At 59.4% G+C, this 20,296-nt stretch carries 16 protein-coding genes; 11 read left to right on the forward strand and 5 right to left on the reverse strand.

From position 1 onward, the window contains the following. Positions 1-69: 69 nt before the first annotated feature. Both HX807_RS21395 and HX807_RS21400 read right to left on the reverse strand, forming a co-directional pair. The gene (locus HX807_RS21395) at positions 70-2,880 is read right to left on the reverse strand and encodes an FAD-binding and (Fe-S)-binding domain-containing protein (protein ID WP_177050967.1); all 2,811 of its coding nucleotides are present in this window, start codon (positions 2,878-2,880) and stop codon (positions 70-72) included. 70 nt (positions 2,881-2,950) lie between these two features. After that, positions 2,951-4,645 carry a lactate permease LctP family transporter gene (locus HX807_RS21400; protein WP_003212243.1) on the reverse strand — a complete coding sequence of 565 codons (1,695 nt, stop codon included), beginning with the start codon at positions 4,643-4,645 and terminating at the stop codon, positions 2,951-2,953. Between the two features lie 261 nt (positions 4,646-4,906). On the opposite strand from HX807_RS21400, the gene HX807_RS21405 reads away from it, so the two are divergent. Further along, positions 4,907-5,674, forward strand: coding sequence for an FCD domain-containing protein (locus tag HX807_RS21405; protein ID WP_003212240.1), 768 nt, complete (start codon positions 4,907-4,909; stop codon positions 5,672-5,674). 55 nt (positions 5,675-5,729) lie between these two features. Here HX807_RS21405 and smpB read toward each other — a convergent pair whose 3' ends face one another. Continuing rightward, positions 5,730-6,212 carry an SsrA-binding protein SmpB gene (gene smpB / locus HX807_RS21410; protein WP_003212238.1) on the reverse strand — a complete coding sequence of 161 codons (483 nt, stop codon included), beginning with the start codon at positions 6,210-6,212 and terminating at the stop codon, positions 5,730-5,732. Between the two features lie 168 nt (positions 6,213-6,380). On the opposite strand from smpB, the gene HX807_RS21415 reads away from it, so the two are divergent. Together HX807_RS21415 and HX807_RS21420 are read left to right on the forward strand one after the other, a co-directional pair. Next, on the forward strand, positions 6,381-6,815 hold the full coding sequence (locus tag HX807_RS21415; protein WP_003212236.1) for a type II toxin-antitoxin system RatA family toxin: 435 nt from the start codon (positions 6,381-6,383) through the stop codon (positions 6,813-6,815). Then, complete coding sequence (locus HX807_RS21420; protein WP_177009217.1) at positions 6,808-7,122, forward strand: RnfH family protein; 315 nt, start codon at positions 6,808-6,810, stop codon at positions 7,120-7,122. The genes HX807_RS21415 and HX807_RS21420 overlap by 8 nt, the downstream gene beginning before the upstream one ends. A 62-nt stretch (positions 7,123-7,184) precedes the next feature. On the opposite strand, the gene HX807_RS21425 is transcribed toward HX807_RS21420, so the two are convergent. Next, positions 7,185-7,712, reverse strand: coding sequence for an outer membrane protein assembly factor BamE (locus HX807_RS21425; RefSeq protein WP_177050969.1), 528 nt, complete (start codon positions 7,710-7,712; stop codon positions 7,185-7,187). A 98-nt stretch (positions 7,713-7,810) separates the two neighbouring features. Here HX807_RS21425 and fur point away from each other — a divergent pair, with 98 nt between their 5' ends. Next, complete coding sequence (gene fur, locus HX807_RS21430) at positions 7,811-8,215, forward strand: ferric iron uptake transcriptional regulator (RefSeq protein WP_003212228.1); 405 nt, start codon at positions 7,811-7,813, stop codon at positions 8,213-8,215. Between the two features lie 96 nt (positions 8,216-8,311). Here fur and recN read toward each other — a convergent pair whose 3' ends face one another. Beyond that, positions 8,312-9,985: a DNA repair protein RecN gene (recN, locus tag HX807_RS21435; protein WP_008436836.1), complete on the reverse strand. Its 1,674-nt coding sequence runs from the start codon at positions 9,983-9,985 to the stop codon at positions 8,312-8,314. 253 nt (positions 9,986-10,238) lie between these two features. On the opposite strand from recN, the gene grpE reads away from it, so the two are divergent. The 7 genes from grpE to greA all read left to right on the forward strand — a co-directional run bounded on the left by grpE (position 10,239) and on the right by greA (position 20,272). After that, positions 10,239-10,799 (forward strand): nucleotide exchange factor GrpE, encoded by a 561-nt coding sequence (grpE, locus tag HX807_RS21440; protein ID WP_003212224.1) that lies wholly within the window; start codon positions 10,239-10,241, stop codon positions 10,797-10,799. A gap of 102 nt (positions 10,800-10,901) precedes the next feature. Then, positions 10,902-12,818, forward strand: coding sequence for a molecular chaperone DnaK (dnaK, locus tag HX807_RS21445; RefSeq protein ID WP_003212222.1), 1,917 nt, complete (start codon positions 10,902-10,904; stop codon positions 12,816-12,818). A 316-nt stretch (positions 12,819-13,134) separates the two neighbouring features. After that, complete coding sequence (gene dnaJ, locus HX807_RS21450) at positions 13,135-14,259, forward strand: molecular chaperone DnaJ (protein ID WP_003212219.1); 1,125 nt, start codon at positions 13,135-13,137, stop codon at positions 14,257-14,259. Positions 14,260-14,269: 10 nt separating this feature from the next. After that, positions 14,270-15,076 carry a 4-hydroxy-tetrahydrodipicolinate reductase gene (dapB, locus tag HX807_RS21455; protein WP_003212216.1) on the forward strand — a complete coding sequence of 269 codons (807 nt, stop codon included), beginning with the start codon at positions 14,270-14,272 and terminating at the stop codon, positions 15,074-15,076. 259 nt (positions 15,077-15,335) lie between these two features. Then, a complete protein-coding gene (gene carA, locus HX807_RS21460) occupies positions 15,336-16,472 on the forward strand; it encodes a glutamine-hydrolyzing carbamoyl-phosphate synthase small subunit (RefSeq protein ID WP_177050978.1) in 1,137 nt (378 codons plus the stop codon). Positions 16,473-16,577: 105 nt separating this feature from the next. After that, positions 16,578-19,799, forward strand: a complete 3,222-nt coding sequence (carB, locus tag HX807_RS21465; protein ID WP_177050987.1) for a carbamoyl-phosphate synthase large subunit — start codon at positions 16,578-16,580, stop codon at positions 19,797-19,799. Beyond that, a complete protein-coding gene (gene greA, locus HX807_RS21470) occupies positions 19,796-20,272 on the forward strand; it encodes a transcription elongation factor GreA (protein WP_003212209.1) in 477 nt (158 codons plus the stop codon). The genes carB and greA overlap by 4 nt, the downstream gene beginning before the upstream one ends. The last annotated feature ends 24 nt before the right edge of the window (positions 20,273-20,296 follow it).

The raw sequence follows: 20,296 nt of genomic DNA on the forward strand, positions 1-20,296 counted from the left end.
TTCTGTTTTGTCGCTGGATTAGTCGAAAAACCCCGAAATCATTAGGTTTTGCACCCAAAGAGGGCGGCCCTAGTGGGCGCGCGCCTGGGTTACTCGATCCACCAGGTACACCAGGCCGTGGTAATCAATTCCACCGTGTTGTGTCAGGCCAATCTCACACGTACGGCTGGTGGAGATGCCCTCGCTGCAATACTGCACGGCGTCCTTCAGGCTGCGCAGTGAGTGCGCGTTCAGCTCTGGCGTGGTGAAGCCTTTGTCGCCGGCAAACCCGCAGCAATGAATGCCTTCAGGGATCACCACGTTTTTGCTGCAACGCCTGGCCAGGTCGATCAGCGCCTGGCTCTCTCCCAGGTGTTGGGTGCTGCAGGTGACGTGCACGGCGATCGGGGCTTCCTGGGGGGTGAAGTCGAGGCGGTCCATCAGGTGCGTGCGGATAAAGCGTACCGGGTCGTAGAGGTCGAGACGGGTTTCGGCCAGGTCCTGGACCAGGCGCAGGGTGCACGGGCTGGTGTCGCAGTAGATCGGGTCGAGGCCGCCACGGCTGGCGTGGAGCAGGGCGCCGATCAGTTCCTGGCGTTTGTGTTCGGCTTGTTCGGCGTAGCCCTTGGATGCGAATGGTTGGCCGCAGCAGAGGTTGTCCTGATTGTCGGGAAAGACTACCTGATAACCGGCTTTTTCCAGCAGGCCACGGGTTTTGTCGTACAGCGACATCTGTTCGTGGTCGCCGGCTGCCGGGCCCATCGCACGTGAGACGCAGGCGGCGAGGTACACCACGCGAGGGCGCTCATCGCTCACGGCGGGGCTGAAGCGAATGGCCTTTTCCGGTTGCGGCATGGCGTTGGTCCACTGCGGGATTTGCTCCTTGGACAGCCGGGTTACCGTGGCCGAGAGCTTCGCCAGTCGCGGAGCGCCCAGCAGCATGCGCGCACCGTTGGCTACGTGCAGGGTGAAGCGCGCACCTTGCAAGGCGGTGGCGAAGTGCGTCGACAGCCATTCGGCGGTTTTCGTACGGTCGGCGTCGCGGCTGCGCAGCTTTTTCACCAGGTCGCCGGTATTGATGCCTACCGGGCAGCGTTGGGCGCAAAGCCCGGTGGCCGCGCAGGTGTCGATGCCTTGGTATTGATAGGCCGCTTCCAGTTCGGTGGTGTCGATGCCGGCGCGTTTCCGGGCCTGGATATCGCGCCAGATCACAATGCGCTGGCGCGGGCTCAGGGTCAGTCCTTTCGACGGGCAAACCGGTTCGCAGAAACCGCACTCGATGCACTTATCCACAAGCTCGTCGGCGGCGGGCAATGGCTTGAGGTGCTTGAGGTGGATTTGCGGGTCTTCGCTGAGCACCACGTCCGGGTTGAGAATGCCGTTGGGGTCAAGCAGGCGCTTGACCTGCCACATCAATTGGTAGGCATCGCTGCCCCATTCCAGCTCGACGAAGGGCGCCATGTTGCGACCGGTGCCATGCTCCGCCTTCAACGAACCGCCAAACTCCACGGCCACCAGTTGTGCGACGTCGTCCATGAACGCCTGGTAGCGTGCGACTTCTTCCGCGCTGTTGAAGCCTTGAGTGAACACAAAGTGCAGATTGCCTTCCAGGGCGTGTCCGAAAAGGATCGCTTCGTCGTAGTGATGTTTGTCGAACAACTCGATCAGGCGATTAACGCCAATGGCCAGTTGTTCCACCGGGAAGGTCACGTCTTCGATAATCACGGTGGTGCCGGTTTTGCGCACGGCGCCCACGGCGGGGAAGGTGTCTTTGCGGATTGCCCACAGGCGGGCGTTTTCCACCGGGTCTTCGGTGAAGTCGACTTGTTTCTCCACCGGGAAGCTGGCCAGGGAAGCCATGATCAGCGCCAGTTGCTCATGCAGCAGCGAGGGCGAGGCGGCGCGGGATTCGATCAGCAGGGCACAGGCATTTTCCGATAGCTGCTGTACGAAAGCCGGCATGCCGGGTTTGTCCTGCACCGAACGCATGCTGCGGCGGTCCAGTAGTTCAACCGCTGAAACAGGTTGGGTTTTGAGTAAGGTCACCGCGTTGCAGCAGGTTTCCACATCCGGGAACACGATCAGGGCCGAGGCTTTGTTCGGGTGGTCGATCACCGTGTCGTAGGTCACTGCGCTGATAAAGCCCAGGGTGCCTTCGGAGCCGACCAGCAAATGGCTGAGGATATCCAGTGGCTCGTCGAAATCCACCAGGGCGTTGAGTGACAACCCGGTGGTATTTTTCAGACGGTATTTGTGGCGGATTTTTGCAGCCAGTTCAGCGTTTGCCCGGGTTTCTCGACCGAGTGCCGCCAGGCGGTCAAGCAGCTCGCCATGGCGTTGGCGAAAGGCCGCGACACTGGCCGGATCTTCCGTGTCCAGGCGGCTGCCGTCGGCCAGTACCAAGCGAATGCCCGCCAGGGTGTGATAGGTATTCTGCGCCGTGCCGCAGCACATGCCGCTGGCATTGTTGGCGACGATGCCGCCAATCTTGCAGGCATTGATCGACGCCGGATCCGGACCGATCTTGCGCCCGAATGGCGCCAGCCAGGCGTTGGCTTGCGCCCCGATCACGCCGGGCTGCAAGCGGATTTGTGTGCCCTGGCCGCGAATCTCGCGCCCGTTCCAATTGTCCCCCAGCACGATCAGTACCGAGTCGCTGATGGCCTGTCCCGAAAGGCTGGTGCCCGCCGCACGAAAGGTCACCGGCACGCGATCGCGTTGAGCCAGTTGCAGCAGCGCCACCACCTCATCTTCCGACTCGACACGGATCACCAGTTGTGGGATCAGTCGGTAAAAGCTGGCGTCGGTGCCGAAGGCGAGGGTGGAAAGTGGATCGTCGAAACGACGATCTTTCGGGATCAGTTGTGCGGCGTCGCTCAGAAAAGCAGCAGGCAGGCTCATCGGTCCTCCAGAAATAGCAGACGCCGGAATCGCTGCCCGGCGTCGGTTCTTACCCTATCGCGTGCAGGTCTTAGTGCACCAGCATACCGGTGAACCAGTAAGCCTGGGCCAAGGTGATCAGCCCGACGATCGTCGCGAAAAACAGGCTGTGCTTGAGGGTAAAGCGGAACAGGTCGGATTCCTTGCCCACCAGGCCAGTGGCGGCGCATGCCACGGCAATCGACTGCGGCGAGATCATCTTGCCGGTCACGCCGCCGCTGGTGTTCGCCGCTACCAGCAAGGTGTCGTTGACGCCGATCTGGTGCGCGGTAGTGGCTTGCAGCGAGCTGAACAGCGCGTTGGACGAGGTGTCGGAGCCGGTCAGAAACACTCCGAGCCAGCCAAGGAATGGCGAGAAGAACGGGAATGCCGCGCCGGTAGCCGCCAGCACCAGGGCCATGGTTGATGACATGCCCGAATAGTTGGTGACGAAGGCAAAGGCCAGCACCATGCCGATGGAAAGGATCGGCCAGCGCAGCTCATAAAAGGTTTCTTTCAAGGTGGTCAGACCAGTTTTGAAATCGATTTTCAGCACCAGCATCGAAACCAAAGCGGAGAAGAAAATGGCCGTGCCGGTCGCGGAAATCGGATCAAGCTTGAATACCGCCGGGATTGCCGTCGGGGTGGCAACGATGGGCGCAACCTTGATCACCAGTTGATCCAGGTGCGGGATCGCAAAGTTGAATACCGAGCTGTACATCGCGCCGCCGGCGGCGAACATCGCCTTGAAGGGCTTGAGGGTCCAGATGGTGACCAGCACGGTCAGGATCAGGAACGGCGACCAGGCCTTGAAAATTTCCCCCAGGCTGTAAGGCGAAGCCAGGGTGTTGCGCGGCAGGCCAAAGCCACCGGCGCTGGCAGTGACGGCAGTGCCGGACGTTGCGCCAACGATTTGCGCGCCGGCACTGCGCTTGGGCTGCCAGACTTTCAGGAACAGGGTCAGGGAAATCAGGCTGGCCAGGGCCGAGGTGATGTCCGGCAGTTCCGGGCCGATGTAGTTCGAGGTGAAGAACTGGGTAACGGCGAAGCTCAGGCCCGCAACCAGCGCGGCAGGCCAGGTTTCCTTGACGCCGCGCAGCCCGTCCATCATGAACACCAGCCAAAACGGCACGAACAACGACAGCAGCGGCAACTGGCGACCGGCCATGGCGCCGATCTTGAACGCGTCGATCCCGGTCACTTGCCCGGCCACGATGATCGGAATCCCCAGTGCGCCGAACGCAACGGGGGCGGTGTTGGCAATCAGGCACAGGCCGGCGGCATACAGCGGGTTGAAACCCAGGCCTACCAGCAGTGCGGCAGTAATCGCCACCGGTGCGCCGAAACCGGCGGCGCCTTCCAGGAACGCGCCGAAGCAGAAGCCGATCAGCAGCACTTGCAGGCGCTGGTCGTCGGTAATCGACAGCACGGAGCTGCGGATGATTTCGAACTGGCCGCTCTTGACCGTCAGTTTGTACAGGAATACGGCGGCGACGATAATCCAGGCGATTGGCCACAGGCCGTAGGCGAAGCCATAACCGGCGGCGGCGAGCGCCATGTCGACCGGCATCTGGAAGGCAAAGATCGCCACCAGGATCGACAGTGCCAGGGTGATGCTGCCCGCAACGTGGCCTTTGAGGCGAAACACCGCCAGGGCCAGGAAGAAAAATACGATGGGAATGACGGCGGCCAGTGCGGACAGGCCGAGGCTGCCGAGCGGGCTGTAGAGCTGTTGCCAGGTTTGCATATGGGGTGGCCCCTAATTGTTGTTGGTCAGGCACTGCTTGGATGATTTGGGTAATTGGTATTACCAATTTACAATCACCGTTGGCTAGGTTAAAAGCCTTCTGGGGGATGTGTCAATTTGCCGCTTGTGAATCTTTGGTCGTAGGTCGGGGTTGGTGGGTGCTGATTGGCTTAAACGAGGGCGTTCTGATAGGTGCCGGATACGCGGCGATAGGCCAGAATAGGGGCCCTGGCGAGTGGTCGGGATGGTGGAGAGTGAGTTATGGGGTTTGATCAGGTGCGTCAGCGCCGTTTGTCTGACGACATCGTCGAGCAGCTTGAGGGCATGATCCTTGAGGGCACGCTGAAGTCGGGCGAGCGCTTGCCGGCCGAGCGCGCACTGGCCGAGCAGTTCGGGGTGTCGCGGCCGTCGTTGCGTGAGGCGATCCAAAAGCTGGTGGCAAAAGGTTTGCTGATCAGTCGCCAAGGTGGTGGCAATTATGTGGTGGAGTCGCTGGGTTCAACCTTCAGTGATCCGCTGCTGCATCTGCTGGAAAATAATCCGGAGGCTCAGCGTGATCTTCTGGAGTTTCGTCAGACCCTGGAGGCCTCGTGCGCGTATTACGCAGCGTTGCGTGCCACTGAGGTGGACCGCGAGCGGCTAACGGCAGCGTTCGAGGAGTTGCAGGATTGCTACACGCGGTCGGATGAAGTGAGCCGGGCGGAAGAGGGCGCGGCGGATGCGAGGTTTCACCTGGCCATCGCCGAGGCCAGCCATAACGCGGTATTGCTGCACACCATTCGCGGCTTGTTCGACCTGCTCAAGCGTAATGTGGTGACCAATATTGGCGGCATGTACCAGCAGCGTACGGAGACCCGCGACATGCTGATCAATCAGCACCGGGACCTGTACCTGGCGATTATCGAGGGGCGTGCCGAGCAGGCACGGGAAGTCTCAACACGTCACCTGCTGTACGTGCAGGAAGTGCTGGAGGAAGTGCGGCAGGAGGTTCAGCGCATGGCCCGGGCGGAGCGGCGCAAAGGGATGTAGCAAATGCTGTGGATGAGGGAGCCGGCTCCCTCATCCACATCAAGTCACAAGAAAGTCAGTCTTCCTTGCCCTTGTTGCGCACGGCACGCTGCAATTCCCGGTTGGAATCGCGCTCGCGCTCGGTATCACGCTTGTCGTATTCCTTCTTGCCCTTGCCCAGTGCGATCTCGCACTTGACCAGGTGCTTGCTCCAGTACCACGACAGGCAGACACAGGCGTAGCCCTTTTGCTGCACGGCGGCGTGGAGCTTTTCCAGCTCGCGGGCATTGAGCAACAGCTTGCGCGTGCGCACCGGGTCGGCGATCACGTGGGTGCTCGCGGTCATCAGCGGCGTGATATGACTGCCGAGCAGCCATGCCTCGCCGTCTTTGAGCAGCACATAACTGTCGACCAGCTGCAGCTTGCTGGCACGCAGACTTTTTACTTCCCAGCCGGCCAGGACCAGACCAGCCTCGAAACGATGTTCGATGAAGTAATCGTGTCGCGCCTTTTTATTTTGCGCGATGGTCCCTGTTGGGTGTTTCTTTTGTTTAGCCATAGGGGCGGCATTATAGGGAGTTGCGAGCGCGTCGGCTACGGTCAACCTGCGTGCTTGAGCGTGTTGAATGAATCCCGGACAATGCAGGCTGGTTTTTGATTTTTTTCTTTCGCGAATCCTGTTGTCCTTTCGCGATGTTTGCCGCTCAGCTGTGGAAATAACGCTCACATGACGACGCATATTCAACGTTCGGCCCTGTTGCCTTATCCGGCACAGGCGCTCTATGACCTGGTCAACGACGTGGCGCGTTACCCGGAGTTCCTGCCTTGGTGTTCGACTGCCGAGGTGTTGGAGAGCAGTGATGAGCACATGGTTGCCAGCGTGGGGGTGGCAAAGGGCGGCTTGAGCCAGCACTTTGTCACGCGCAACACGCTGGTGCCCGGGCAGTCCATCGAGATGAATCTCGAAGAAGGGCCGTTCACTCAGTTGCACGGTGTGTGGGTGTTCAAGGCGTTGAACGAGAAAGCCTGCAAGATCAGCCTGGACCTGTCGTTCGACTATGCCGGCCCTATCGTGCGTGCCACCCTGGGGCCGCTGTTCAATCAGGCGGCCAATACTCTGGTGGACGCGTTTTGCCAGCGCGCCAAGCAAATGCATGGCTGAGCCATTGGTTGAAATCGAGGTGGTGTACGCCGCGGTGGATCGCCAGGTGTTGATGAGCCTGGCAGTAGCGCCGGGCTCAACCCTCAGGGCCGCAGTGTTGGGCTCGGGAATGGCTGCGCAATTTCCGGAGCTGAATCTGCAGGATTGCCCCTTGGGGATTTTCGGCAAGGTGGTGGCAGACGCTGACGTGCGTGTGGTGCAGGCTGGAGACCGAATCGAGATCTATCGGCCATTGCTCGCAGATCCGATGGAGATACGTCGTTTGCGTGCGGCCAAGGCTGCCAAGGCAAAACAGCAGAATTCATAGCTTGAGAAACGGCAGACAACAAAAAGCCCGGCATGCCGGGCTTTTTATCGAGCGTTACAAACTTACTGCGGGCTGGCGTCCAGAGGTTCTGGAGTTGGCACCGGAACGGTTTGCACGCCGTCGACGCCTTTCTGGATCTCGTCCAGCAAGGAGCCAGGCTTGGCCGGTACTTCGGACTTCGGCTTCTCCTCGTTCTGCGCGGGCGCAGGAGTCGTGGTGCCGGTGTCTTTGCCCAGCAAGGCTTCATCGCGGCTTACGCCCGGTTTGAAGTCCCCCGACAGGCTGACGAGCTGGTCATTGCCATTGAAGATGACACTGACCCGCTCCTGCTGGCGTTCACCGCCACCAGGTTGGATGCTATAGAGATAATCCCAGCGATCGGCATGGAATGTGTCGGTCAGCAGGGGATTGCCCATGATAAACCGTACTTGCCGTCGGGTCATTCCCGGGCGTAACTGGTCTATCATGTCCTGCGTGACGACATTGCCCTGCTGGATGTCGATTTTGTAAACCCCGGGGAATGAACAACCGGCGAGTGCGAGCAGTCCCACAAAGGTGAAACTGGTTAGCAAGAGCTTGGTGTTTTGCATCGGTGGGCGACTTCCACTATCTTGGCTGGGACAACGTAAACGCCGATCATACCCGTATTAAGAGAAGCTGCGAAGCAGCATCCGCGAGAAAGCTAACCATGGTTGAAAATAGCGAACTACGCAAAGCCGGTCTTAAAGTGACTCTGCCACGAGTCAAGATTCTACAAATGCTCGATTCTGCTGAGCAGCGCCACATGAGTGCCGAGGATGTATACAAGGCGCTGATGGAGTCTAACGAGGACGTCGGCCTGGCCACGGTTTACCGTGTTCTGACCCAGTTTGAAGCAGCAGGACTGGTGGTTCGTCATAATTTCGACGGCGGTCATGCAGTGTTCGAACTGGCCGACGGCGGTCATCACGACCACATGGTTGACCTGGATACCAATGAGGTTATCGAGTTCACCAGTCCGGAAATCGAGAAGCTCCAGCACATGATCGCTGAGCAGCATGGATTCGATTTGGTGGACCACAATCTGGTTCTCTACATACGTAAGAAAAAGTAAGAAAGCTACGCAGATTCGCTCTGCGAAACGATCGAAGGCGACCCTAGGGTCGCCTTCGTGCTTTCTATAGAAAGAAAATACTCAGTAAGCCAGGCTTCAGGCCTTCGCGGTTACCACCATTTTCTTCGCGTGAGCCAAGGACTCCTTGGTCAAGTCGATGCCGCCGAGCATCCGCGCCACTTCTTCTACCCGTTCGGTCTTGTTCAGCTTGGACACGGCGGTATGGGTCGCATCGCTGCCTCGCACCTTGTGCACGAACAAGTGCTGATGCCCTTGGGCGGCTACTTGTGGCAAGTGGGTGACGGTCAGTACCTGGCCGCGATCGCCCAGCCGGCGCAGCAACTGGCCCACGATCTCGGCAGTCGGGCCGCCGATCCCTACGTCCACTTCATCGAATACCAGTGTTGGCACGCGAGAGGTCTGGGCGGTGATCACCTGAATCGCCAGGCTGATCCGCGACAGCTCGCCGCCGGAAGCTACCTTTGCCAGTGCCTTGAGTGGCTGGCCCGGGTTCGCGCTGACCAGCAGTTCTACCTGTTCAAGGCCGTTGGGCAGCAGTTCATTGCTGGTGTTAGTGTGCAACTCGATGGTGAAGCGCCCGCCGGGCATGCCCAGGCGCTGGATTTCCTGCTCTACCGCACTGGCCAGGCCGGTCGCTGCCTGATGGCGCAGGTCGCTGAGCTCTCGGGCTTTCTCGTGATAATGACGAGCAAAGGACGCCAGCTCTTCACCCAGTCGCTCGATGGATTCGTCGTTGGCGTTCAGGGTTTCAATTTCATCCAGCAGCTTTTGCTGCATGGTTGCGACTTCGGTCGGCTGGATCCGGTGTTTGCGCGCCAGGGTGTAGATGGTGTCCAGGCGCTCTTCTATATCCTGCAGGCGGGCTGGGTCGGCATCGAAGTGATCGAGGAAACGGTTCAGCTCGCCCACGGCTTCTTCTACCTGGATTTGCGCGCTGGTCAGCAAGGTGGTGGCTTCGTTCAGCGAGCCTGATGCGTTATTCACGCTGGATAGCCGGTTCAGGCTGGCAGTCAGGGCGTTGAGCACATTGCCGGAGTCACTTTCGCTGCACTGCTCCACTACTTGCCGACAGATACCCAGCAGGGTTTCGGCGTTGGTCAGGTTCTTGTGTTCCTGTTCCAGTTGCTCCAGTTCCGTCTCGCCGAGCCCCAGGCTTTCCAGCTCTTCCAGTTGGTAGCTAAGCAATTGGTGGCGGGCACGCTGCTCATCGCCGGAGTTGGAAAGGCGCTCCAGCTCCTGGCGGGTCTGGCGCCAGCGCTGCGCAGCCAATTGCACCTGGCGCGCAAGATCGGTGGCACCGGCGTATTCGTCGAGGAGTCGGCGATGGGTGTCGGTTTTCAGCAGGGACTGGTGTTCATGCTGGCTGTGGATATCGATCAGCAGTTCGCCCAGGGCTTTCAAATCGCCGAGCGGGCAGGGCGTGCCATTTATATAGCCGCGGGAGCGCCCTTCGGCCGTGATCACCCGGCGCAGGATGCACGGGCCTTCATTGTTAAGGTCGCGCTCGGCAAGCCAGGCCTCGGCTTCCGGGATATCGGCCAGGTCAAAGGTGGCGAGGATGTCGGCCTTGTCGGCGCCCGGGCGTACCACCCCGCTGTCGGCGCGATCACCCAGGGTCAGGCCCAGAGCGTCGAGCATGATCGACTTGCCGGCGCCGGTTTCGCCTGTGATTACGCTCATCCCGCGATCCAGTTCAAGATCCAGATGTTCAACGATGGCGTAGTTATGTACGGACAGGTGCACCAGCATGACGGCCGCTCCCAGGCTTTAGGTCTGGTTATTTATACAGTGTTTTGTTTGAAGGTGACAATCCTGATGCTTAGTCCGATTTGCTTGAATAAATCGCTTTTTAAGCGCAACAGGGAATGATTGATAAGAATTGATCCAGGACAAGTGAAAGACTTTTGGTAACGCCTCGACCCTTGAACCTGAAAATTGTGGCCCCATATACCGGAACAGAAGCGCGAGTCGAGTTCGCGCATGATTTTGAAAGGAGAAATCTATGGCTGACGAACAGACGCAGGATACGCAAAATCCAGACGCCAACCAGGCCGCAGGTGAAGACCTGGCCGCTCGTGTGCAAGTGCTCGAAGAGCAATTGGCAGGCGCACAGGATCAATCGTTGCGTGTTGCCGCCGATCTGCAGAACGTCCGCCGCCGCGCCGAGCAGGATGTAGAAAAAGCTCACAAATTCGCCCTGGAAAAATTTGCCGGTGATCTGTTGCCGATCATCGACAGCCTGGAGCGTGGCCTTGAGCTGTCCAACCCGGACGACGAAAACATCCGCCCAATGCGCGAAGGGATCGAACTGACCCTGAAAATGTTCCAGGACACCCTGAAGCGTTACCAGCTGGAAGCCATCGATCCGCAAGGCGGCGAGCCGTTCAATGCCGAGCATCACCAGGCAATGGCGATGCAGGAAAACGCTGATCTTGAGCCGAACAGCGTATTGAAGGTGTTCCAGAAGGGTTACCAGCTCAACGGTCGCTTGCTGCGCCCGGCAATGGTTGTGGTGAGCAAGGCTCCTGCACCGGTTGCACCTTCTATTGATGAGCAGGCTTGAAATAAGTCGTAACGGCCCCATCTATAAGTCAAGCGTTTAAGTACTGCCGCAGTTAGCCACCACTGCTGCGGCAAAAAAATCTAAGTTTCGGGAGAGTAAATCATGGGCAAAATTATCGGTATCGACCTGGGGACTACCAACTCCTGCGTCTCCGTGCTGGAAAACGGCGTATCCAAAGTTATTGAAAACGCCGAAGGCGCACGCACCACTCCGTCCATCGTGGCTTATGCCAACGACGGCGAAATCCTGGTGGGCCAGTCCGCCAAGCGTCAAGCTGTGACCAATCCGCATAACACCCTGTACGCGGTGAAGCGTCTGATCGGTCGTAAGTTCGACGAAGAAGTCGTACAGAAAGACATCAAGATGGTCCCGTACAAAATCGCCAAGGCTGACAACGGTGACGCCTGGGTTGAAGTGAACGGCCAGAAAATGTCGCCGCCACAAATCTCGGCTGAAATCTTGAAAAAGATGAAGAAAACCGCCGAAGACTACCTCGGTGAAGCCGTGACTGAAGCGGTGATCACCGTTCCGGCCTACTTCAACGACAGCCAGCGCCAGGCGACCAAAGACGCCGGCCGTATTGCTGGCCTGGACGTGAAACGTATCATCAACGAACCAACCGCAGCCGCTCTGGCCTACGGTATGGACAAGGCCAAGGGCGACCACACTGTGATCGTTTACGACCTGGGTGGCGGTACCTTCGACGTTTCCGTGATCGAAATCGCTGAAGTCGATGGCGAGCACCAGTTCGAAGTGTTGGCTACCAACGGTGACACGTTCCTGGGCGGTGAAGACTTTGACATTCGTCTGATCGACTACCTCGTTGACGAATTCAAGAAAGAAAGCGGCATGAACCTCAAGGGTGACCCGCTGGCCATGCAGCGCCTGAAAGAAGCCGCTGAGAAAGCCAAGATCGAACTGTCTTCGAGCAATTCGACCGACGTGAACCTGCCGTACATCACTGCAGACGCTACCGGTCCTAAACACTTGAACGTGAAAATCTCCCGCGCCAAGCTGGAAGCGCTGGTAGAAGACCTGGTTCAACGCACCATCGAGCCTTGCCGCATTGCGCTGAAAGACTCGGGTATCGACGTTGGCGCGATCAACGACGTGATCCTGGTGGGCGGTCAGACCCGTATGCCACTGGTTCAGAAGCTGGTTACCGAGTTCTTCGGTAAAGAAGCGCGTAAAGACGTGAACCCGGACGAAGCAGTTGCCATGGGTGCTGCCATCCAGGGCGCGGTATTGGCCGGCGACGTGAAAGACGTTCTGCTGCTGGACGTAAGCCCGCTGACCCTGGGTATCGAAACCATGGGCGGCGTGATGACTGCGCTGATCGAGAAAAATACCACGATTCCTACCAAGAAATCGCAAGTGTTCTCGACTGCCGACGACAACCAGGGCGCCGTGACCATTCACGTGCTGCAAGGTGAGCGTAAGCAAGCCGGTCAGAACAAGTCCCTGGGCAAGTTCGACCTGGCCGAGATTCCACCGGCACCACGTGGCGTGCCGCAAATTGAAGTGACCTTCGACATCGACGCCAACGGCATTCTGCACGTAGGCGCCAAAGACAAGGCCACCGGCAAGACTCAGTCGATCGTGATCAAGGCTAACTCGGGTCTGTCCGAGGAAGAAATCCAGCAGATGATCCGTGACGCTGAAGCCAACGCTGACGAAGACCGCAAGTTCGAAGAGCTGGCCGCTGCCCGTAACCAGGGTGATGCACTGGTTCACTCGACTCGCAAAATGATCGCTGACGCTGGCGACAAAGTGACTGCCGAAGAGAAAACTGCAATCGAAGCCGCAGTAGTTGCCCTGGAAGCCGCCGTTAAAGGCGACGACAAGGCTGCTATCGAAGCCAAGGTTGAAGAGCTGTCGAAAGTCTCTGCGCCAGTGGCTCAGAAAATGTACGCCGAACAAGGCCAACCGGCTGACGGTGCTGCACACCAGGCAGAACCTGAAGCCAAGCACGACGATGTTGTCGATGCCGAGTTCGAAGAAGTCAAAGACCAGAAGTAACTTGGTCGCCCGGTTGACCGCTCACAAGCGGTGACTGGTAGGATGTCGCCGCGCGGGAGCTTGCTCCCGCGTTGGCGTGTCTGGGGTACGCGAATTTTTACAGCATGCGACAACGCTCGGATGCTGGCGGTGTGATCGGGAATGCTCCTGCTTTCCGGACGACAGTCACCGCGTTTTTGGCCGGTTGCCGGCTGAAAGCAGTAACGACCAGGATCGTTGAATTGACGTGAGTTGGGTCCGGGCCTGTATTGGGGCTCAACGAGTTTGGCAAGGCTCAGGAGGGTTTTGCCGGACGTCCTTAAGAGTGCAAAGACTTATGGCAAAGCGTGACTATTACGAAGTGTTGGGTGTGGAGCGCGGCTCCAGCGAGGCGGACCTGAAAAAGGCTTACCGTCGCCTGGCAATGAAGCACCACCCGGACCGTAATCCGGATAGCAAAGAATCCGAAGAGCTGTTCAAAGAGGCCAATGAGGCCTACGAATGCCTGTGTGATCCGAACAAGCGCGCCGCTTACGATCAGTATGGCCATGCCGGTGTCGACCCAAGCATGGGTGGCGGCGGTGCCGGTTTCGGCGGGCAGAACTTCTCCGATATTTTCGGCGACGTGTTCAGCGACTTCTTTGGCGGCGGCCGCGGTGGCCAGCGTGGCGGTGCCCAGCGTGGCAGCGACCTGCGCTACACCCTGGAACTGAACCTGGAAGAAGCGGTGCGCGGCACCAGCGTCAATATCCGTGTTCCGACGCTGGTCAATTGCAAGCCGTGCGACGGTTCGGGCGCCAAGAAAGGCTCCTCGCCGATCACTTGCCCGACTTGCGGCGGTATCGGCCAGGTACGCATGCAGCAAGGCTTCTTCTCGGTGCAGCAAACCTGCCCGCGCTGCCACGGCCAGGGCAAGATCATTTCCGATCCGTGCGACTCGTGCCACGGCGAAGGGCGTGTCGAAGAGTACAAGACTCTCTCGGTGAAAGTGCCGGCGGGTGTTGATACTGGCGACCGCATTCGTCTGTCGGGCGAAGGCGAGGCGGGCACTCAGGGCGGCCCGACGGGCGACCTGTATGTGGTGATCAATGTGCGCGAGCACTCGATTTTCCAGCGCGACGGCAAGCATTTGTTCTGTGAAGTGCCGATCAGCTTTGTCGATGCGGCCTTGGGTGGCGAGCTTGAGATTCCGACGCTGGACGGTCGGGTCAAGCTGAAGATCCCTGAGGGTACGCAGACCGGCAAGCAATTCCGTATCCGTGGCAAAGGCGTTGCGCCGGTGCGCGGTGGCGGTGCTGGTGACCTGATGTGCCGTGTGGCGGTAGAGACGCCGGTGAACCTGGGGCGTCGTCAGCGCGAACTGCTGGAAGAGTTCCGCAGCTCCCTGGCCGGCGATGACACTCATTCGCCAAAAACCACCGGCTGGTTCGAAGGCGTGAAGCGCTTCTTCGGCGACCTGTAAGGAAGTGAGTATGCGACGTATCGCGGTGATGGGCGCTGCCGGGCGCATGGGCAAGACCCTGGTCGAGGCCGTGCAGGCGCGCTCGCCGGCCTCCGGGCTGACGGCGGCGATTGTTCGTCCCGGCAGCACCTTGATAGGTGCGGATGCGGGTGAGTTGGCGTCCCTGGGGCGGATCGGTGTTTCGTTGTCCGGCAATCTGGAGCAGGTTGCCGACGAATTCGACGTGCTGATCGATTTCACCCTGCCGGACGTGATGCTGAAAAACCTGGCGTTCTGCCGCAAGGCGGGCAAGGCCATGGTGATCGGCACAACGGGCCTGAGCGCCGAGCAAAAGCAGCTGCTGGTGGAGGCGGGCAAGGATATTCCAATCGTGTTCGCGGCCAATTTCAGCGTCGGCGTCAATCTGTCGCTGAAGCTGCTCGACATGGCGGCGCGGGTGATGGGTGATGAGGCTGACATCGAGATCATCGAGACTCATCACCGGCACAAGATCGATGCGCCGTCCGGTACGGCATTGCGTATGGGCGAGGCGATTGCCGATGCCCTGGGTCGTGACCTGTCGAAGGTGGCGGTGTATGGCCGCGAAGGCCATACCGGTGCCCGCGCCCACGACACCATCGGTTTTGCCACCGTTCGCGGCGGTGATGTGGTGGGCGATCACACCGTGCTGTTCGCAACCGAGGGTGAGCGTCTTGAGATCACCCACAAGGCGTCTAGCCGTATGACGTTCGCCAAGGGTGCTGTACGTGCGGCGCTGTGGCTTGAGGGTCGTGCGCCGGCCCTGTACGACATGCGCGACGTGCTGGACCTGCATTAAGAAGTAGCTAAAACGGGGTCTCAGGAATATGCTGAGGCCCCGTTTTTACCCGCTAGGCGACGTCCCGTCGTATTCCCCTGCCTTTAAGGCTCATTAGCGGTGGACCAAAAAAGCCTTTTTCTGTAAGCTACAGCTTTAGTGTGTCCACTAAAAGCGCGCAGAATAATTCAGTGAAGAAGCGGGGTGACGTGTCCATACGTCACTCCGCTTTTTTACAACCTGCGATCGCCCTTTCAGGCTTTATTTACGGGAGGTCTTCTTGACTAAGCCAGCCATACTCGCCCTTGCTGATGGCAGCATTTTTCGCGGCGAAGCCATTGGAGCCGACGGTCAGACCGTTGGAGAGGTGGTGTTCAACACCGCCATGACCGGCTATCAGGAAATCCTTACTGATCCTTCCTACGCCCAACAGATCGTTACCCTGACCTATCCGCACATCGGCAACACCGGTACTACACCGGAAGACGCCGAGTCTGATCGTGTCTGGTCGGCTGGCCTGGTCATTCGTGACCTGCCACTGGTAGCGAGCAACTGGCGTAACACGATGTCCCTGTCCGATTACCTGAAAGCCAACAACGTTGTGGCGATCGCCGGTATCGATACGCGTCGCCTGACACGCATCCTGCGTGAAAAAGGCTCGCAGAACGGCTGCATCATGGCCGGTGACAACATCTCCGAAGAAGCAGCGATTGCAGCGGCCCAAGGTTTCCCTGGCCTGAAAGGCATGGATCTGGCGAAAGTCGTCAGCACCAAGGAAACGTACGAGTGGCGCTCCACCGTCTGGGACTTGAAGACCGACAGCCACGCGACCATCGAAGCTTCCGAACTGCCGTACCACGTCGTGGCCTACGACTACGGTATCAAGCACAACATCCTGCGCATGCTGGTCGAGCGCGGTTGCCGCGTGACCGTGGTGCCTGCGCAGACCCCGGCCAGCGACGTACTGGCCCTGCAGCCGGACGGCGTGTTCCTGTCCAACGGCCCGGGTGACCCGGAGCCTTGCGACTACGCCATCAAGGCGATCAAGGAAGTGCTGGAAACCGAGATCCCGGTGTTCGGCATCTGCCTCGGCCACCAACTGCTGGCCCTGGCTTCCGGCGCCAAGACCCTAAAAATGGGTCACGGCCACCACGGTGCCAACCACCCGGTGCAGGACCTGGACACTGGCGTCGTGATGATCACCAGCCAGAACCATGGTTTTGCGGTGGATGAAGCGACGCTGCCGGGCAACGTCCGGGCGATTCACAAGTCGCTGTTCGACGGTTCCCTGCAAGGTATCGAGCGCACCGACAAGAGCGCGTTCAGCTTCCAGGGCCACCCTGAAGCAAGCCCGGGCCCGAACGACGTAGCGCCGCTGTTCGACCGTTTCATCAATGAGATGGCCAAGCGACGCTAACTGAGCGGCCTGAGGGCGGCCCGGGAAACCGGCGGCCCCCTCGGGCTCTTCAAAGATTGTTCAAGACGGCTTGCCGACTGACCTGCGGATTTGAGTGACAAACCCATGCCAAAACGTACAGACATAAAAAGCATCCTGATTCTCGGCGCTGGCCCGATCGTGATCGGCCAGGCCTGCGAATTCGACTACTCCGGCGCCCAGGCCTGTAAAGCCCTGCGCGAAGAGGGCTACCGCGTCATCCTGGTGAACTCCAACCCGGCCACCATCATGACCGACCCGGACATGGCCGACGCCACCTACATCGAGCCGATCAAGTGGCAGACCGTTGCCAAGATCATCGAGAAAGAGCGTCCGGACGCACTGCTGCCAACCATGGGTGGCCAGACCGCCCTGAACTGCGCACTGGACCTGGAGCGCGAAGGCGTCCTGGAGAAGTTCGGCGTAGAGATGATCGGCGCCAATGCCGACACCATCGACAAGGCTGAAGACCGTTCGCGTTTCGACAAGGCCATGAAGTCCATCGGCCTTGATTGCCCGCGTTCCGGTATCGCCCATAGCATGGAAGAGGCCAACGCGGTCCTGGAGCGCCTGGGCTTCCCGTGCATCATCCGTCCGTCCTTCACCATGGGCGGCACCGGCGGCGGTATCGCTTACAACCGTGAAGAGTTCGAAGAAATCTGCGCCCGCGGCCTGGACCTGTCTCCGACCAAAGAGCTGCTGATCGACGAATCCCTGATCGGCTGGAAAGAATATGAGATGGAGGTTGTCCGCGATAAGAAGGACAACTGCATCATCGTCTGCTCGATCGAAAACTTCGACCCGATGGGCGTGCACACCGGTGACTCGATCACCGTTGCGCCGGCACAGACCCTGACGGACAAGGAATACCAGATCATGCGTAACGCCTCTTTGGCGGTGCTGCGTGAGATCGGTGTGGAAACCGGTGGCTCCAACGTCCAGTTCGGCATCTGCCCGGACACTGGCCGCATGGTTGTGATCGAGATGAACCCGCGTGTATCGCGTTCTTCGGCGCTGGCATCGAAAGCTACCGGCTTCCCGATTGCGCGCATCGCCGCCAAGCTGGCGATCGGTTACACCCTGGACGAGCTGCAGAACGAAATCACCGGCGGCGCAACACCGGCTTCCTTCGAGCCGTCGATCGATTACGTCGTCACCAAGTTGCCACGCTTCGCTTTCGAGAAATTCCCGAAAGCCGACGCCCGCCTGACCACTCAGATGAAGTCGGTCGGTGAAGTCATGGCCATCGGCCGCACCTTCCAGGAGTCCCTGCAGAAAGCCCTGCGCGGCCTGGAAGTGGGCGTTTGCGGTCTGGACGAGAAGCTCGACCTGAGCAACCCGGATAGCATGAGCGTGCTCAAGCGCGAGCTGACCGTGCCGGGTGCCGAGCGTATCTGGTACGTGGCCGATGCTTTCCGCGCCGGCATGACCGTCGAAGACATCTTCGGCATGAACATGATCGACCCGTGGTTCCTGGTGCAGATCGAAGATCTGATCAAGGAAGAAGAGAAGGTCAAGACCCTCGGTCTGTCCTCCATCGACCGCGACCTGATGTTCCGCCTCAAGCGCAAAGGTTTCTCCGACATGCGTCTGGCCAAGCTGCTGGGCGTGACCGAGAAGAACCTGCGCACCCATCGCCACAAGCTGGACATCTTCCCGGTCTACAAGCGCGTTGATACCTGTGCGGCCGAGTTCGCCACCGACACTGCATACATGTACTCCACCTACGAGGAAGAGTGCGAAGCCGCGCCGTCGGGCCGCGACAAGATCATGATCCTGGGCGGCGGTCCAAACCGTATCGGCCAAGGCATCGAGTTCGATTATTGCTGCGTACACGCCGCTCTCGCCCTGCGCGAAGACGGGTACGAGACCATCATGGTCAACTGCAACCCGGAAACTGTTTCTACTGACTACGACACTTCCGACCGTCTGTACTTCGAGCCGGTAACGCTGGAAGACGTACTGGAAATCTGCCGTGTCGAGAAGCCAAAAGGCGTGATCGTCCAGTACGGCGGCCAAACCCCGTTGAAACTGGCTCGCGCACTTGAAGCTGCTGGCGTGCCGATCATCGGTACCAGCCCTGACGCTATCGACCGTGCCGAAGACCGTGAGCGCTTCCAGCAGATGGTTGAGCGCCTGAACCTGCGTCAGCCGCCAAACGCCACTGTGCGCAGCGAAGACGAAGCGATCCGCGCGGCCAGCAAGATTGGTTACCCGCTGGTGGTGCGTCCGTCCTACGTACTGGGTGGCCGGGCGATGGAAATCGTCTACGAAGAAGACGAACTCAAGCGTTACCTGCGTGATGCGGTGAAAGTGTCCAACGATAGCCCGGTGCTGCTGGACCACTTCCTCAACTGCGCCATCGAGATGGACGTGGATGCGGTCTGCGACGGCACCGACGTGGTGATCGGCGCGATCATGCAGCACATCGAACAGGCTGGCGTTCACTCCGGTGACTCCGCTTGTTCGCTGCCGCCATACTCGCTGCCTGCACACATCCAGGACGAGATGCGCGAACAGGTCAAGAAAATGGCCCTGGAGCTGGGCGTGGTCGGCCTGATGAACGTACAGTTGGCGCTGCAAGGCGAAGACATCTACGTCATCGAAGTCAACCCGCGCGCCTCGCGTACCGTGCCGTTTGTTTCCAAGTGCATCGGTGTTTCCCTGGCAATGATTGCTGCCCGTGTGATGGCCGGTAAGACCTTGAAGGAAATCGGCTTCACCAAGGAAATCATTCCGAACTTCTACAGTGTGAAAGAGGCGGTGTTCCCATTCGCCAAATTCCCTGGTGTGGACCCGATCCTGGGCCCGGAGATGAAGTCCACCGGTGAAGTGATGGGCGTGGGCGATACCTTCGGTGAAGCATTCGCCAAAGCCCAGATGGGCGCCAGCGAGGTGCTGCCTACCGGCGGTACTGCGTTCATCAGCGTGCGCGATGATGACAAGCCGCTGGTTGCAGGCGTGGCCCGTGATCTGATCAACTTGGGCTTCGAAGTCGTGGCCACTGCCGGGACCGCCAAGCTGATCGAGGCTGCCGGCCTGAAAGTGCGTCGCGTGAACAAGGTGACGGAAGGCCGTCCACACGTGGTCGACATGATCAAGAATGACGAAGTCACCTTGATCATCAACACCACCGAAGGTCGCCAGTCGATCGCGGACTCCTACTCCATTCGTCGTAACGCCTTGCAGCACAAGATCTACTGCACCACCACCATTGCTGCTGGCGAAGCTATCTGCGAAGCGCTGAAGTTCGGTCCTGAAAAAACCGTGCGTCGCTTGCAGGATCTACACGCAGGATTGAAGGCATGATCAAATACCCAATGACCGTCCAGGGCGCAAAAGCCCTGGAAGAAGAGCACGCCCACCTGACCAAGGTCGTCCGTCCGAAGCTGAGCCAGGACATCGGTACGGCCCGGGAATTGGGTGACCTGAAGGAAAACGCTGAATACCATGCTGCCCGCGAGCAGCAAGGTATGGTCGAGGCGCGGATCCGTGACATCGAAGGCCGCCTGCAGAATTCGGTGGTTATCGACGTCACGACCATCCCGCATACCGGCAAGGTGATTTTCGGCACCACCGTGGAAATCGCCAACGTCGAGACTGACGAAAGCGTGGTTTACCACATCGTGGGTGAAGACGAGGCCGACTTCAAACTCGGCAAGATCTCCGTCGGTTCGCCGCTGGCCCGCGCCTTGATTGCCAAGGAAGAGGGTGACGTGGTGGCCGTCAAGACGCCTGGTGGCGTGATCGAGTACGAGATTGTCGAAGTTCGTCACATCTGAAAGACGGCGCCCGCTTCGTGCGGG

The organism is Pseudomonas sp. D8002, assembly GCF_013385695.1.
GTDB lineage: Bacteria > Pseudomonadota > Gammaproteobacteria > Pseudomonadales > Pseudomonadaceae > Aquipseudomonas.

Excerpts from the sequence above, each read along its gene's own strand:
- greA (WP_003212209.1), top strand. The coding sequence starts at position 19,796 with ATGATCAAATACCCAATGACCGTCCAGGGCGCAAAAGCCCTGGAAGAA.
- dapB (WP_003212216.1), top strand. The coding sequence starts at position 14,270 with ATGCGACGTATCGCGGTGATGGGCGCTGCCGGGCGCATGGGCAAGACC.
- recN (WP_008436836.1), bottom strand. The coding sequence starts at position 9,985 with ATGCTGGTGCACCTGTCCGTACATAACTACGCCATCGTTGAACATCTG.
- HX807_RS21425 (WP_177050969.1), bottom strand. The coding sequence starts at position 7,712 with ATGCAAAACACCAAGCTCTTGCTAACCAGTTTCACCTTTGTGGGACTG.
- dnaJ (WP_003212219.1), top strand. The coding sequence starts at position 13,135 with ATGGCAAAGCGTGACTATTACGAAGTGTTGGGTGTGGAGCGCGGCTCC.
- carB (WP_177050987.1), top strand. The coding sequence starts at position 16,578 with ATGCCAAAACGTACAGACATAAAAAGCATCCTGATTCTCGGCGCTGGC.
- fur (WP_003212228.1), top strand. The coding sequence starts at position 7,811 with ATGGTTGAAAATAGCGAACTACGCAAAGCCGGTCTTAAAGTGACTCTG.
- HX807_RS21405 (WP_003212240.1), top strand. The coding sequence starts at position 4,907 with ATGGGGTTTGATCAGGTGCGTCAGCGCCGTTTGTCTGACGACATCGTC.
- HX807_RS21420 (WP_177009217.1), top strand. The coding sequence starts at position 6,808 with ATGGCTGAGCCATTGGTTGAAATCGAGGTGGTGTACGCCGCGGTGGAT.
- grpE (WP_003212224.1), top strand. The coding sequence starts at position 10,239 with ATGGCTGACGAACAGACGCAGGATACGCAAAATCCAGACGCCAACCAG.
- HX807_RS21395 (WP_177050967.1), bottom strand. The coding sequence starts at position 2,880 with ATGAGCCTGCCTGCTGCTTTTCTGAGCGACGCCGCACAACTGATCCCG.
- HX807_RS21400 (WP_003212243.1), bottom strand. The coding sequence starts at position 4,645 with ATGCAAACCTGGCAACAGCTCTACAGCCCGCTCGGCAGCCTCGGCCTG.
- dnaK (WP_003212222.1), top strand. The coding sequence starts at position 10,902 with ATGGGCAAAATTATCGGTATCGACCTGGGGACTACCAACTCCTGCGTC.
- smpB (WP_003212238.1), bottom strand. The coding sequence starts at position 6,212 with ATGGCTAAACAAAAGAAACACCCAACAGGGACCATCGCGCAAAATAAA.
- HX807_RS21415 (WP_003212236.1), top strand. The coding sequence starts at position 6,381 with ATGACGACGCATATTCAACGTTCGGCCCTGTTGCCTTATCCGGCACAG.